The organism is Bifidobacterium catulorum (assembly GCF_003129925.1).
Taxonomy (GTDB): domain Bacteria; phylum Actinomycetota; class Actinomycetes; order Actinomycetales; family Bifidobacteriaceae; genus Galliscardovia; species Galliscardovia catulorum.
On sequence record NZ_QFFN01000046.1, the window covers coordinates 1 to 14,458 of the forward strand.

Consider the following 14,458-nt stretch of genomic DNA (forward strand, 5'->3'; position numbering starts at 1 on the left):
CGGCGGGCGCTGACTATATTGCGTGCCGGACTTGACGCCGCGTGCTGGACTTGGCGCTACGTGCCGAACTTGGCGCCGCGTGCTGGACTTACGGCTACGTGACGGGAACAGAAACGCTGCAATTCCAACAATCACGGTTTTTGCAGTCCAACACGTAACGTCAGGCCCAACACACAACGCCAAGTCCAACACACAACGTCAGGCCCAATACACATGGCAAAGTCCAACACGCAACGCACGCAGTACTCACCCTCAAGCGTCGTCACGCCCGCCATTTGCCGTTCACATGATCCCGCTGGTGATGTTGTTGTCGAGCAGCCACTGACGGATGTCGTCGAACTCGCTCAGACTCACGGCATGGTCGAGTTTCGGGTACTCCTTGAGCTTGAGATACGTGTTCTCCTCCAGCCATGCGCTCAGCGCGTTGTACTGGTTGCGTGGCACGACCTGGTCCTTGTCGCCGAACGCGAAGAACACCGGGATCTCCAATGCGCCCAAGGCATTGTCGTACGGCGCGGTACCGTCCACGATGCCCGGCGCCATGAATCCTGACAGGCACACGACGGCACGATACCGTCGGGGGTTCACGCGCAACAGATGCACGGCCACGAGCCCGCCCTGCGAGAATCCGAGCGGCACGACCTCACGGTCCTCGGGCACGTTGGCCGCCACCCAGGCGTCAACGGCCTTCGCGGCGGCGTACGCATCGTAGTCGAGATCCTCGCCGGCGGGCACGGAATCATGCAGCCACGTATAGCCCTTCGGCGCGTAGTCGGCGAACTGCGGCGGCATCGGCATCGGAGCACGCAACGACGCATAATCGTTGTATGGGGCGATGTACCCCATGAGGTCGGCGATCTCCTCCTCGTTCGACCCCCAGCCATGCATGATGAGGAACATGGGTTTGGCCGGATTGGCCGCGCCGTCGCCGCGCGACCATTGCGCGTGGGTCACGGTCTGCGGATCGCCGAAATGGCCCGGCACCACGTCGGATTCGCGTCCGATCAACTTCGTCGTCTTATCGTTAGTCATAAGACCACTATATGTGCCGATGATTGCGCCGGCATCCCACGATATGTGCCGTTGGTCACAGTTACGTGTCGAACTTGGCTTTACGTGTTGGACCTCGTATTACGTGCTGGACTTCCGGCTACGTGACGGGAACACAAACGCTGCAATTCCAACAATCACGGTTTTTGCAGTCCAACACGCACACGGGGCCACGGCACGCAGCGCAATGTACCCACGAACCGCGCCGCGCACTTGGCACAACGCCACGCACCACGCCGCACAACGCCACGCACCACGCACCGCACCGCCCACAGCGCACACGGCACCCACACCCGCTACATCAGCTTCGTGCTTTCGAGATTGCGGATGATCCAGTCGTTGAGCCGTATCACCGGCTTGCGCAGCACCAGCCCCAGCAGCAGCGACGGGATGATGAACAACGCCAGCATCCCCAGTTCCCGCCAGTATTCGTCGCCGTACGATCCGGCCATCGCCGCATGCATGGCCGCGATGCCGTGCGGGAACGGCAGGAACGGATACAACGCCTGGAAGAACGGCGGCAGCGTCTCCTTGGGGAACGTGCCACCCGATCCTGCCACCTGCATGACCAGCAGCACCACGGCGATGGCCTTGCCGATGTCGCCGAACGACAGCGCCAGCGTATACGTGATGTTGGAGAACACGACGCCCGCCACCAGGCACACCAGCAGGTATTTCATCGGCTCGATGGTCTGCACGCGCAGATAATACAGGTCGCCGAGCGCCACGAGCGCGCTTTGCAGCAGCGCGAACACCACGAAGGTGAGATATCGTCCGAAATACTCCTCGTGCAGCCGGATCCTCGGGATGCCGCGATGCACGCGCTGTTCGCGAAGATTGCGCGGCATCATGGCCATGACCTCGTCGCGTCCGCGATCCGACATCGCCACCTTCATCATGGCGACGAGGATGATCGCCCCCACCCAGACCGACAGAATCGTGTAGAACGGCGCCATGGCCGACCCGTAGTTCGCAATCTGGTACACGGCCACGCGGTTGACGACGACCGGCGACGCCAGCACGGCGGCCAGCGTCTCGGCGTCGACGTCGGTGATGCTCTTCAGTTGCGACGACTTGCCGCTGCCGCCGCTGCCGCCGCTGCCACCGTTGCTGTACAACGCGGCCATACGGTTGTTGAGGTCCTGGAGTTTGTCGGCGGCCTTGGCGCACCGTTTCGCGGCGGTGTCGAGGATGCCGCGCACCTGGCCGATGGAACTGTTCGCCCCGTCCGCCACGCCGTCGAGACCGTCGACCGTGGCGGCGAGCCCGTCGGCCACGGTCCTGGTCTTCGCGTTCACATCGCCGATCGACGAGGCCAGCGTCGTGAGTTTGGGTTTGAGCCCGGTGTCGTACGTGTTCTTCACGGACGTGATGGACCGTTTCGCGTCCGCAGCCTTCTTCTTCAACGTCGTACGCCGCGCGTTCGCGTCGGCGACGCCGTCGTCCAACGATTTCGACGCCGAGCGCAGATCGTTCGCGAACGTGCGTTGCGCGTCGCGCGAGGCGGTGAGCGAGGCGATGGTCCTATCCAACGACTGCCGGATGGTCGCGTCGGTGGTGTCGTCGCGCAGGGTCGTCAACGCGGATATCATGTCGTCGTAGCCGTCGGCCGCCTTGTCGACGTTTGCGGCGAGGGATTCCAGCCGCCGTTGCGCAGCGGCGGACTGCGTTCCGACGGCGTCGAACGACGTATCGATCTGCCGGCTTACGGCATCATATGAGCCTTCGCTCTGCTTGAGCGCCGTATTGATGGAGTCGGCGGCGCCATGCAGCGCGCCGTCCAATGATTTCACGCCGGCCATGGCCTGGTTCAGGCCTTGTTTCGCGCCCTTGACGGAGTCTCCGGACGATGCGATGAGCCCGTCGGTGGAGACGATGATGTCCTGCGACGCCTTGAGCAGCGTGGAATAGGAGGACAGCTGCGACGCGGCGCCGTCGAGTTGCCTGCCCATTGACGCCATGTGTGCGGTGGCCTGTTCCACATACTGTTTCATATTGTCGCTTTGCGAATATTTCAACAGTGTGGAGACGAGGTCCAATTCCACTTGTCCGATGGTCTTGGTGAACGATTCGTCGATCTGCTCGACGATGGTGCTCGCGCCCTCGTCGGTCACATGCGGGGCGATGGCGTTGGCTTTTTCGTTGAGATAATACTTGAGTTCCGCATGATTGACCTTCGTCGAGAACAGGGTCATCATGTCGGCGCTGAAGCTTTTGGGGATGACGATGGCCGCATAGTATTCGCCGGAGCTCACGCCGTCGACGGCCTTGTCAGAGTCGGTGAACACCCAGTCGAGTTGTTTGTTGGCGCGCAGCGTAGATATGACCGTCTCGCCCACGTTGATCTTCACGGGGATGAGGTCGGATTTGTATCCGGCGTCGTCGCTGGCGACGGCCACCTTGAGTTCCTTCGTGTTGCCGTAGGGGTCCCAGCTGGCCGCGATGTTGAACCAGGCGTACAGGGAGGGCACGATGATCAGTCCCATGGCCACGATGATGCCGATGACGTTTCCGGTGGCGTTGCGCACGTCGCGGACGAAGATATGCCAGATGTTGCGCATGGCCTAGTCCTCCTTGCCGTTCGTGGCGTGATCGGGGGCCGGATCCTCGGGCCGCGGGGGCCGCTTGACATCCTTGACGTCCTTGACGTCCTCAGCATCCCCGGCGGTTTTGGCATCCCCGGCGCGCTGGGCGCGGCCGGTGCCGCGACCGTCTTCCGCGGCGTGCCCGGTGCTTCCGCGTCCGGCGTACGCATGCGAATGCGGGTTGAGACGGCGGATGATCGTACGGCGGAATTCGTCGCCCTCCATCACGCTCATGTCGATCTGGCGGGCGAAGCTCTCGTACATGTATTCGACGACGATGAGATACACGTCGATGAGGATGATCGACGTGATCCATGCGGTGAGCATGAGGATCTTCGATTCCACACTGAACATGAGCACGAGGAACGCGAGCGGCAGTATGCAGATCATGACCAGGCCGGCGCGGATGAGATGCGGATATATCTTGAAGAACTGATGGGCGCGACGTCGCATCTGGTCGCGGTATTCGCGCACGCCCATCAGTAGCTTGATGACGGAGACCAGACGGAACCGGTCGTTGGTCATGGTGTTCTTTTCGGCGACCATGAGGTCGGTGGCCCACAGTCGGCGGTCGAACAGGGCGTTGAGGTTGAGCAGGTAGGGGCGCGCCACGACGCCGACGAACAGGGCGCCGACGAGGAACCATACGAGCGTGCCGAAGTCGTGCCAGTAGTGGCCGCCGTATGCGCCGCCGATGGTCTCGCGCATGGCGTTGATGCCGTAGGTGAACGGCAGGAACGGGTTGAGCCGTTGGAAGAAGTCGGGCATCATCTCGATGGGGTACATGCCCGACGATCCGGGAATCTGGATGATCACGAGGATGACGGCAACGGCCTTGCCGATGTGTTTGAGCGTGACGGCGAGCGCGTAGATGATGTTGACGTAGACGAACGATATGGCGACGCCGGCGAGGATGAACGCCGCCGGGTTCCTGCATTGGATGCCGATGACGAGGTCACCGACGGTGACGATGAGCGCCTGGAGGATTCCGACGGTGACGAGCAGCAGCCAGCGTCCGAAGTACGCCTGTGTGGCGTGGAATTTGCCGAGGCCTTCGCGGTCGACTTCGAGCTTGTAGATGGCGATGAGCACGAAGCCGCCGACCCATAGGGCGAGGTTGGTGTAGAACGGCGTGACTGCGGAACCGTAGTTGGCGACCGGGTAGAGGGTCTGGGTGACGAGGTTGACCGGGGAGGCCATGAATTCGCCGACTTCGGTGGAGTTGAGGTCGAAGTTGCCGGAGATCTTCTGCCAGATGGCGGAGCTGCCGAGGGCGTTGACGTCGGTGCGTGTGGTGTTGAGGCCGTCGATGACGGAGTCGAGCGATCTGGCGGTGCCGTCGAGCGTGGTGGAGGTCTGGTCGAGCGTGGTGCGGAGCTGGCCGATGAGCGCGCGGCTCTGCGCGACCGTGGAGGTGAGGCCGGAGAGGGTTCCGCCCATGGTGCCGGTCATGGCGGAGAACGAGTCCATGCCGGCGAGCAGTGACGGGGTGACGGTGGTGTTGAGGCTGTTGCGCGCGGTGTTGAGACCGGTGGCGCCCGTGTTGGCGGCGGTGTTGACGGCGCCGGCGAGGCCTTGTGTGGCGGTGATGCCGCCATTGGTGATGGTGGTGCCGTCGGCCTGTAGGCCGTCGAGGAGTCGCTGTTGTTCGTCGAGTTTGCCGGCGATGGCGTCGAGCCGGTCGTTGATGCGTTGCTGCTGGTCGGCGGGCAGGGAGGATTCCTTGAGCTGGGTGCGCAGGTCGTCGATGGTCTGGTTGAGGTCGGCGATGGCGGCGGCGGGTTTGGCCACGGCCTTGTCGATGCCGTTCTGCGTGGTGTTGAATCCGTTGACGAGGCCGCCCGCGGCGGTGTTGGCGGCCACGCCGATGCCGCCGAGGTCGCTTGCGCCGTGGGCCATGGTGTTGTCGAGCGTGGTGGAGAATCGCAGTGATTCCTTGCGTGCTTCGCCGAGTGCGTCGCCGGAGGCGGTCAGGGCGCGGTTCACGGAGGCGATCTGCCGGTCGAGGGCGGCGAGCGCCGTGTTCGCGTCGTCGAGCGTGGTGTCGGCAGCGTCGAGGGTTTCGGTCATGGAGTCGATGGCTGTTTGTGCGTCGGTCACATCGTCGATGCCTTGCCTGAGGTCGTCGTCCACGCCGTCGCGGCCGTTGTCGAGTGTGCGTTGGGCGTCGCCACCGGCCTGGCGGATCATGTTGGCGACGGTCGATGTCAGTGTGGATATGAATGTCTGGTTGATCTGCCGGTCGATGGTGTTTGCGCCCTGGTCGGTGATTTTCGGCGCGATGGCGTTTTTCTTCTCGTTGACGTAATAGGTGATGGTCGGGCGTTCCCTGTCGCCGTCGATGATGCCGACGAGGTCGCCGCTGAAGTCCTGCGGTATGACGATGGCTGCGTAGTATTCGCCGGATTGCACGCCTTGTCTGGCCTGTTCGGCGTCGACGAACCGCCAGCCGAGCTGGGAGTTGTGTCGGAGTTGTTCGACCACCTGTTTGCCGGCATTGAGTTCGCCGATCGTCTCGTTGCTGGTGCCGCGGTCGTCGTTCGCGACGGCGACCTGGATGTTGCCGGTGTTGGAGTAGGGGTCCCAGTTTGCGATGATGTTGAACCAGGCGTATAGAGACGGGATGAGCGCCACGCCCAGGGTGATGACCACGGCCACGGGGTTCTTCAGCAGGCGGAGTATGTCACGTCTGAAAATCCGCATGATTGTCCGCATATACACCGCCTTTGACAGTGCCGACTTTTCCATGGAAAAGTATAGACATTCCCGGGGCCGCGGCGGCTAAAGCTCCCTGTGGGCGATGAAATGCCACGGAATCGTTACCGGAGGTCGTATTGAATCAACACTTTGGGGTGGTGGTGTCGTTGTTCCGATCAGGTGCGCCGGCTCCCCCGCCATCCGTGGGGAGCCGGACGGGATTCATGCCATCCGTCGTCCGGCGCACCAGACGGACCTTACCTGCCATGTGGCGGGGTCGAGCAGCAGGATGTCGGCGGCGTATCCGGGGGCGAGCAGACCGATCGGGGCCTCCGTGACGGTGTTGGGACGGTCGAGGCCGAGCGCCTTGGCGGGTGTGAGCGTGGCGGCTTCGACGACGTCGACCGCCGAGATGCCCAGGTCGAGCACGGCCCGGCTCACCGCGCGTTCCAATACGAGCGTGGATCCGGCGATGGCGTTGTTGGATACCAGCCGCGCATGGCCGTCGACGACGTTGACGTCTAGGGCGCCGAGCCGGTACCGGCCGTCGGGGCAATCGGTGGCGGCCATGGCGTCGGTGATGAAGGCCGTGCGATGCGGTGCGAAGCCGAAGGAGAGCCGGACCATCGGGTTCTGCACGTGGAAGCCGTCGTTGATCAGCTCGATGGTGACGCGCGGGTCTTCGACGGCTGCGGGGATGGGGCCGGGCTTGCGGTGGTGCAGACCGTTCATGGCGTTGAACATGTGGGTCATGATGGTGGCGCCGGCGTCGAAGGCCCGGGCGGCGGTCTCGTAGTCGGCGTCGCAATGGCCGACGGCGGGGATGACGCCGGCATCGGCGAATCGGCGTATGGCGTCGACGCCGTGCGGCAGCTCGGGTGCGATGGTGATCTGCCGCAGGCATCCGTCTGCGGCGGCGAGCAACCGGTCGACGAGTTCGGGGACGGGGTCGCGCAGGCATTCGGGGTCATGCGCGCCCTTGCGCGCCAAGGCGAGGAACGGTCCTTCGAGGTGTGCGCCGAGCACGTCGGGACGGTCGTTCGTGATGTCGTGGACGACGGCGAGGTTCGCGCACATCGTGTCGATGGGGTTGGTGATGAGGCTCAGCACCTGCCGTGTGGTTCCGTGGACCATGTGGCCGGCGCGGGCGAGCGCGATGGCGTCGGGGCCGTCGTCGAATGCGGTACCCCATGCGCCATGCGCGTGGATGTCGACGTAGCCGGGCGTCATGATGCGTCCGCCGGCGTCGATGACCGGGAGGCCGTCGTTGCCGGCGACATCATCGCCGTCACCCTCGAGGGAGGCGATCACGCCGTCGCGGACGACGATGCCGAACCGTTCCCGCACGCCGTGCGCGTCTATTTTCCGCGCGTTGCGGATGACAAACGATGCGGCGGGCCGATGCAACGCCGCGGCGATGTCGTCGGCGCGTCCGCGTCGTTGGGATTCCGATGTTTCAGAGGATGCCCCGGGAATGTGCGATGGCGTTGCCATTGATGCCGATGCCATTGTCCGATGCGCCTTTCAGATGCCCTGCCATGCGGGCTTGTGCGCGTAGGCCCAGCGGTAATAGTCCTTGTTGCGCAGACGCGATGCGGCGGCCTCGTCCACGATGACGGTGGCATGCGGATGCAGTTGCAGCACCGAGGCGGGGCAGAGCGAGGAGACGCCGCCTTCCACGGTTTCGGCCACGGCCTCGGCCTTGCCGTCGCCGAACGCCATGAGGATGAGATGCCGCGCCTTCATGATGGTTCCGATGCCTTGGGTGATGCAGTGCGTGGGCACCTGGTCGATGTCGCCGTCGAAGAACCGCGCGTTGTCGATGCGGGTCTGTTCGGTGAGCGTCTTGATGCGGGTGCCGGAGGCGAGTGAGGAGCCGGGCTCGTTGAAGCCGATGTGCCCGTCGGTGCCGATGCCGAGGATCTGCACGTCGACGCCGCCGGCGGCCTCGATGGCGGCATCGTATTCGTGGCCGGCGTCGCGGATGGTGTCGAGGTTCCCGTTGGGCACATGCACCTTGGCGGGGTCGAGGCCGAGCGGCTCCACCACCGTGCGGGTGATCACGCTGCGGTACGATTCGGGATGGTTCGGATCGAGGCCCGCGTATTCGTCGAGTGCGAATCCGCGCACGCCGGAGACGTCGATGCCTTCGTCCTTGACGAGCCGTGCCAGATGACGGTATCCGGCCAATGGGCTGGATCCCGTGGCCAGACCGAGCACGCAATCGGGCTTCGCCTTGATGAGACCGGCCACGCATCGCGCGTAGATCTCCCCTGCTTCGTCCTCGTTCCTCACGATGATGACTTCCGTCATGGTTCCTTCTTTCTGAGGTGGTTTCCGTGGTGGTTGTGGGTGTGGATGATGTGTGTGACGTGTCAGCGGGAGAGCGAATCCATCACGGCGCAGGCCGCTCCGATCGCCCCGATGGGCTGGTCTCCGGGCACAAGGACGATGCGTTCGGGCAATCGCAGCGAGGTGATGAACGCGCTGCCCTGTTCTCGGCGGCGCAGTTCGGCGCGGATCTCGTCCAGCAGCGGCTCCCCGGTCTTCGCGGTTCCCCCGCCGAGGATGATGATCCGCGGATCCACCGTCATCGCAAGGATGTCGATGACGCCGGCGATGGCGCCGACCACGGTGTTGAGCGTGCGCACGGCGGCCGTATGGCGGGGGCTGGCTTCGTCGTATGCCTTGGCGATGATGTCCGGCAGCGGCGGGTTGGCCTCAGGCCATTGCCGGATGATCGCCAGACCTCCGCATGCCGTCTCCAGGCATCCGTATTGTCCGCACGCGCATTTCCAGCGGTGCGGTTCGACCGGGATGTGCCCGACCTCGCCCACCACGCCGGTGCAGCCGGTGTCGATCCTGCCGCCTCGCAGTATGCCGGCGGCCACTCCGGTGCCGAGATTGAGGAACGCCACCACGTCATCGTCGGCGGCACGGTCGTCGCTCATCACCGCGTTGGCTCCCAGCGCCGCGGCGTTGACGTCGTTCTCCACGTATACCGGCAGTCCGGTGGCGTCGCCTATGCCCCGGGCGAAGTCAAGCCGGGCGACGTCCAGATTGGCGATGTGCTCCACGACCCCGGCCCTGCTGTCCACGCGCCCGGGGGTGCCGATGCCGATGCCCGCGATGGAGGCCGCGTCGCCACGTCGTTCCGCCGAGGCGAGCAACGACCGTACCACGGAGAGGACGTCCTCCATCACCTCGTGTTCGCCGCGCCGGGCGGGGATGCGCACGTCATCGAGCACCCTCATGACGCCGCGGCCGTCCGTCGTGGCGAGCACGCCCTCGATCTTCGTCCCGCCTACGTCAATGCCGACGTATGCAACGGACCGGTCATTCGTCTGCTGGTTCATGATGCGGTCGGCCTCCTTTCTGATCGGGAGGGGTCCTGCGACGATGCAGCCCCTGTGATGTCGCGGCCCGTTTTCTCGGGGACGCGGGATTCAAGATCGCTGTTATGGATGCGGTCGATGAGCAGCTTGACCACCGCCACCGCCTGTCCGCGAAGGAACAGGTCCTCGCCCTGCTGGCAACGGTGCAGCACCGGCGTCGACCGGTAGTCGGCGGAGATGCCGGCCTCCAGCTCCTCGCGCATGGCCCCGATGAATGCCTCGCCGACGATTTCCGGGGGCCCGAACACCGCGATGTCGCTCAGGTCCAGAAGGCTCACCGACATCGACAATGCGCTGCCCAGCCGCTGACCGGCTTCGGCCAGGATCGCGGTGCGCGCCTCCGGTTCGTTCTCGATCCGTTTGCGCAGCCGCGGCGCCGACAGCAGCGCCTCAAGGCATCCCCGTTTGCCGCACACGCACTGCGGCCCCTTGGGGTCCACCACCACATGCGCGCTCTCACCGCCGGCGCAATGCTGGCCCATGACTATCTCGCCGTTGACGCATACGGCCGCGCCCACACCGTCGTTCACCCCCACGAACATGGAGTTGTCGGAGCATTGCCCGAACGTGCATTCGCACAGCAACGCCATATTGGTGTCGTTGCATACGACGGCCGGGATATGGAACCGTTCCTCAAGACGTTCCTTCAGCGGCACGTTCGTCCATCCGAGGTTGACGCTGCGGCTTACGACGCCGTCGTCGACGACGATGCCCGGCACGGCGACGCCCAGACCCAGTATCGGCTTATCGGTTTCGGCCAGCAGGCGTTCGCACAGGTCGCATACGGTTTCGGGCTGCACGCTGCCAAGATCGTCGCAGGGAATCTCCGTGCGTTCCACGATACGGCCGCACAGGTCGGTCAATGCGCCGCGGAGCACGAACCGATGCGTCAGGTCGATGGACACGATGCGCCATCCATCGGAGTCGACGGCAAGCATCACCGAACGTTTGCCGCGGCCGGTGCGGCTGTCCATCCCCATTTCGCGCAGCAGATGGCTGTCCACCATTTCGGCGACCACTTCGCTGATCGCCATGCGCGACAGCCCCACACGACGCCCCAGTTCGGCACGGGACATCTGCCCCGAAGGAAACAGCAGGCTGAATACCGCTCTGATATTGCTGGCTCGCACATCGGAGGGGTCTGACTTCAGGGGTTTTGACGGCATGGATGCTCTCCTTTGGTTGGATTTCTCCATTTTCCGCTGAGGCACACCCAAATTCGTCACCATCGTTGCGGTTTTGCCGTCATAAACGACATCCCGCAACGATGAATGACGTCCGGAAGTGCCCCCGTCATCCATCATCGGCCTTTCGTCAAGATCTTCATCACCAATTGATGTCAATCGATGCTTTTATGTCAACAATCTTTACTTTAATATCATCAACCGGCCGACACGCCACAATAATCCATAAACAAAAGCACCGAAGTCGTTCTTTACAGTGCTGTCATATCAATGTTTTACCGACGTTACATATTTATGTAATCTCTATTGACATTAATGAGGCGCCGTCCGCACATCCACCGGGACGGGAACTCGCCCCACAACGAAAAATCGGCCCTCCCGGAGCCGGGAAAGCCGGCTTCGGAAAGACCGATGCAAAGGAAGCGGCGAATACCTCGCCTATTCGAGAATCGCCCGGATGTTCGCGTACTGCCCGTCGGTGAGCTGCACGGCTGGCTCCCGCACGAGTGTCGAGATGGGCAGACCCTTGGCCTTGACGGCGCCCTTGATCGCCGAGATGAACAGGTCCGCCTGATCGTAGATCGCCATCAGATGACTGATTCGTTCGGCGGCCTCGATCGCCGTCGCATAGTCGCCGGACTCATACGCCCCATGGAGCCTGGCGAAGGTCTCGGGCTCCACGTTGGTCAGCCCGCAGATCACGCCCGAGCCCCCGGAGACGCGGTTGACGAGATAATATTCGTCGAATCCGGAGAATACGGAGAAGTTCGGTTTGATAGGATGCACCGCACGGATGATCTTCCTGGTGTGGCTGATCGTGTCGACCGTGTCCTTGATGCCGACGATCGTCGGATGTTCGGCCACGAGGTCGGCCACGAGCTGTGGCGTCAGGTCGCTGCCGGTGCGCGGCGGGAAGTTGTACAGGATGACCGGCAGGTCGGTGGCGGAGGCCACCGCGCCGAAATACGCCTTCGCGGCGTCCGGCGTGGGACCGAAGTAGTACGGCGAGACGACGACCAGCGCATCCACGCCGCTCTTTTCGGCGGCCTTCGCGAAGTCCGTCACCTTGTCGATGTTCGTGTCGCCCACGCCGGCGAACACGTTGATGCGGCCGGCGACATGTTGCACGACGAAGTCGACGGCCCGCCGCTTCACCTCCAGCGGGAACGCGTAGAACTCGCCGATGCTGCCGAACACGAGCACCCCGTCGATGCCCGCCTCGATCAGATGGTCGAGATGCCGGCCCCACAGGTCGTAGTCGATGTTCCCCTCGTCGTCGGTGATGGTGATCGACGGGCAGATGACGCCCGAGAACACGGATGCGCTATTGGTCATTGTCGTTCCTTTCTACAGTTCGATGCCGTAGGCCCTCACGGCGTTGTTCATGAAGAAGTCCTCGTCCTCGCCGAACATGTCGAGCATGAGCCGGAAGTGCGCGGCGAACGTGGAGTTCAGTTCCACGACAGGCCAGTTCGAGGCGTACAGCACCTTCCTCGGACCGAACACGTCGCGCACGAACCGCACGACATCGGGGTCGACCGGGTTGTCGCCGGAGACCTTGATATACGAGTTCGGCAGCGCGGCCATGGCCCCCAGCGCCCGCTTCGTGGCATCGTCCAGTCCCGGCGCGTTGCCCAGATGGTCCAGAATCACCGTTGCCTCGGGCACCTGGGCGAAGGCCCTGGCCATGTCGGGCAGCTCCTCCCCCCGGTTGCACAGTTCAAATGGCAGGCCTTTGGCCGCCATGGCCCGCAGTCCTTCGATGAACGAGGGTTCGAGGCACCGTCCGCGCGGGGACGACCCCACATGCAGAGGCTCACGGATGCCGTCGGCGTTGATGGGCACGCGCATATACGGACTCAGCGTCGCGCGCAGCATGCGTTTGAGTATCTTCGGGGACCGGTTCTCGTAGAGCAGGCGGTCCTCCTGTTCATAGTCGGCGGCGTCCACCTCCACGTATACGCCGCCGAGGAAGTCCACGCCGAATTGCGCGTATTCGGCTTGGAGATCCTCGATGGCATACGGATGCCGCAGCTTGGGCAGACCGGCCAGCCAGGGCAGGTCCTGCGCCTGCGGGTCCCAGATGTGGAAATGCGAGTCAATGACCTTGAGCGTCATGCGCCACCGCCCTTCCAGGAGGCCCGGTCCGGCGTCCATAGGTCGTCGCCGAGCACGCAGCCCTTGCGGATGAGCAGGTTCGCGTACTGGGCGGTCTCACCGGTGGCGATGACGCACCGGGCGTGTTCGGCGGCCTCGTAGAACGCGAACCGTTCCAGTGTGGCGAACGCCTTTTCGCCGCGTTCGTCATAGCGGCGCACGGCGGCGTGGTAGTCGTTCCAGATGGGGGTTTCCACCGGGTCGCCCGGCACCACCTCCATCAGGGTTATCGGTTCGTCGTCATAGGTGTCTATGGGCAGCACGGCCAATACGGCTTCGAGCACGTCCAGCGCGCCGTGGCCGTCGCAGCGGATGGCCGTGCGTCCGCCCGCCGAAGCGATCGCCTCGGCGGGAAAGTTGCCGTCGGCGATGACGAGGGTGTCGCCATGGCCCATCTCATCCAGCGCCTTGAGCAGTTCCGGGGACAGCAGCGGAGGTATTCCCTTCAGCATGACGGCTCCTTAGCTCAGTGCGCGATCGAGATGCACGTATCCGCCGTCGGGGAACACCCACTGTCCGGTGGTGTGGGAGGAGCGGTCCGACAGCAGGAACGCGGCCGTGGCCCCGATCTCCTCGGCGGTCGTCATACGGTGGCCGAGCGGGATCTTGTCGGTGATGACGCGCAGACGCGCCTGCTGCGCCTCCTCGTCGCCGAAGGTCTTGATCCAGTTGGCGTACAGCGGCGTCCAGCATTCCGCGACCACGATGGCGTTCACCCGCACCTCGTCCGGGGCGAGCGCCGCGGCCCATTCGCGTGTGAGCCCCAGGATGGCGCCCTTGGCCGCCGCGTAGGCGCTGGTCTTGCCCTGGCCGGTCAGCGCGGTCTTGGACGAGATGTTCACCACGGCGCCCTTGCTCTCCTTGAGATACCCCACGGCGGCGTGGACCAGCTCGTAGTAGTGCGTCAGATTGCCATGGATGGATTCCTCGAAGTCCCGCCACGAGGTGGTTTCCAGGTCCTTGTTGTCGTTGCGTCCTGCGTTGTTCACGATGCCGTCGATGTGGCCGTATTTCGCGTGGACGTCCTCCACGATCGGGGCGATCTTGTCGGTGTCGTTGAGATCGAGCAGATAGATCGCATAGTCCTTGGTGAGCTGTTCGACCTCCTGCCTGAATTCCTCCGTTTTGTCGTCGTCACGGTTCAGGATGACGGGGATGGCGCCCTCCCGCACGAGTTCCATGACGATGCCCTTGCCGATGCCTTTGAAGCCGCCGGTGACGATGACGACCTTGCCTTGAAGATGCAGATCCATAAGAGCTCCTTTGCTACGTTTCCATACGATGTGGTTTCCATATGATGTGGCTGTCTGGTCAGTCTTTGTGGAGGTATTTCTCGGTGGTCTCCAGATTCATCTCGCACCCGTTGCCCGGCGCGGTCGGGGCCACGTAG

Annotated in this window: 11 protein-coding genes; all 11 read right to left on the reverse strand. The window is 63.7% G+C overall.

Features of this window, described 5'->3' with window-relative positions; translation table 11 throughout:
- Nucleotides 1–282 precede the first annotated feature (282 nt).
- The 11 genes from DF200_RS09795 to DF200_RS09845 all read right to left on the reverse strand — a co-directional run bounded on the left by DF200_RS09795 (nt 283) and on the right by DF200_RS09845 (nt 14,321).
- Nucleotides 283–1,032, reverse strand: coding sequence for an alpha/beta hydrolase (locus DF200_RS09795; protein WP_109138090.1), 750 nt, complete (start codon nt 1,030–1,032; stop codon nt 283–285).
- 314 nt (nt 1,033–1,346) lie between these two features.
- On the reverse strand, nt 1,347–3,611 hold the full coding sequence (locus tag DF200_RS09800) for a YhgE/Pip domain-containing protein (RefSeq protein WP_109138091.1): 2,265 nt from the start codon (nt 3,609–3,611) through the stop codon (nt 1,347–1,349).
- A gap of 3 nt (nt 3,612–3,614) precedes the next feature.
- Complete coding sequence (locus DF200_RS09805) at nt 3,615–6,338, reverse strand: YhgE/Pip domain-containing protein (protein WP_241520223.1); 2,724 nt, start codon at nt 6,336–6,338, stop codon at nt 3,615–3,617.
- Nucleotides 6,339–6,554: 216 nt separating this feature from the next.
- Nucleotides 6,555–7,826, reverse strand: coding sequence for an N-acetylglucosamine-6-phosphate deacetylase (gene nagA, locus DF200_RS09810; protein WP_109138093.1), 1,272 nt, complete (start codon nt 7,824–7,826; stop codon nt 6,555–6,557).
- A 30-nt stretch (nt 7,827–7,856) separates the two neighbouring features.
- Complete coding sequence (gene nagB, locus DF200_RS09815; RefSeq protein ID WP_109138094.1) at nt 7,857–8,645, reverse strand: glucosamine-6-phosphate deaminase; 789 nt, start codon at nt 8,643–8,645, stop codon at nt 7,857–7,859.
- 62 nt (nt 8,646–8,707) lie between these two features.
- Nucleotides 8,708–9,688, reverse strand: coding sequence for an ROK family protein (locus DF200_RS09820; RefSeq protein ID WP_109138095.1), 981 nt, complete (start codon nt 9,686–9,688; stop codon nt 8,708–8,710).
- On the reverse strand, nt 9,685–10,893 hold the full coding sequence (locus tag DF200_RS09825) for an ROK family protein (RefSeq protein WP_109138096.1): 1,209 nt from the start codon (nt 10,891–10,893) through the stop codon (nt 9,685–9,687). The genes DF200_RS09820 and DF200_RS09825 overlap by 4 nt, the downstream gene beginning before the upstream one ends.
- Before the next feature lie 456 nt (nt 10,894–11,349).
- The gene (locus DF200_RS09830) at nt 11,350–12,246 is read right to left on the reverse strand and encodes a dihydrodipicolinate synthase family protein (RefSeq protein WP_109138097.1); all 897 of its coding nucleotides are present in this window, start codon (nt 12,244–12,246) and stop codon (nt 11,350–11,352) included.
- Nucleotides 12,247–12,258: 12 nt separating this feature from the next.
- Entirely contained in the window at nt 12,259–13,029 is a 771-nt protein-coding gene (locus tag DF200_RS09835; RefSeq protein WP_109138098.1) for an amidohydrolase family protein, read from the reverse strand.
- On the reverse strand, nt 13,026–13,520 hold the full coding sequence (locus tag DF200_RS09840; protein ID WP_109138099.1) for an RbsD/FucU family protein: 495 nt from the start codon (nt 13,518–13,520) through the stop codon (nt 13,026–13,028). Before DF200_RS09840 ends, DF200_RS09835 begins: the two co-directional genes overlap by 4 nt.
- A 9-nt stretch (nt 13,521–13,529) precedes the next feature.
- A complete protein-coding gene (locus tag DF200_RS09845; protein WP_109138100.1) occupies nt 13,530–14,321 on the reverse strand; it encodes an L-fucose dehydrogenase in 792 nt (263 codons plus the stop codon).
- Between the last annotated feature and the right edge of the window lie 137 nt (nt 14,322–14,458).

Bases quoted from the DNA above. Each gene is read 5' to 3' on its own strand.
- DF200_RS09795 (WP_109138090.1), bottom strand. From the start codon at position 1,032: ATGACTAACGATAAGACGACGAAGTTGATCGGACGCGAATCCGACGTG.
- DF200_RS09800 (WP_109138091.1), bottom strand. From the start codon at position 3,611: ATGCGCAACATCTGGCATATCTTCGTCCGCGACGTGCGCAACGCCACC.
- DF200_RS09805 (WP_241520223.1), bottom strand. From the start codon at position 6,338: ATGCGGATTTTCAGACGTGACATACTCCGCCTGCTGAAGAACCCCGTG.
- nagA (WP_109138093.1), bottom strand. From the start codon at position 7,826: ATGGCAACGCCATCGCACATTCCCGGGGCATCCTCTGAAACATCGGAA.
- nagB (WP_109138094.1), bottom strand. From the start codon at position 8,645: ATGACGGAAGTCATCATCGTGAGGAACGAGGACGAAGCAGGGGAGATC.
- DF200_RS09820 (WP_109138095.1), bottom strand. From the start codon at position 9,688: ATGAACCAGCAGACGAATGACCGGTCCGTTGCATACGTCGGCATTGAC.
- DF200_RS09825 (WP_109138096.1), bottom strand. From the start codon at position 10,893: ATGCCGTCAAAACCCCTGAAGTCAGACCCCTCCGATGTGCGAGCCAGC.
- DF200_RS09830 (WP_109138097.1), bottom strand. From the start codon at position 12,246: ATGACCAATAGCGCATCCGTGTTCTCGGGCGTCATCTGCCCGTCGATC.
- DF200_RS09835 (WP_109138098.1), bottom strand. From the start codon at position 13,029: ATGACGCTCAAGGTCATTGACTCGCATTTCCACATCTGGGACCCGCAG.
- DF200_RS09840 (WP_109138099.1), bottom strand. From the start codon at position 13,520: ATGCTGAAGGGAATACCTCCGCTGCTGTCCCCGGAACTGCTCAAGGCG.
- DF200_RS09845 (WP_109138100.1), bottom strand. From the start codon at position 14,321: ATGGATCTGCATCTTCAAGGCAAGGTCGTCATCGTCACCGGCGGCTTC.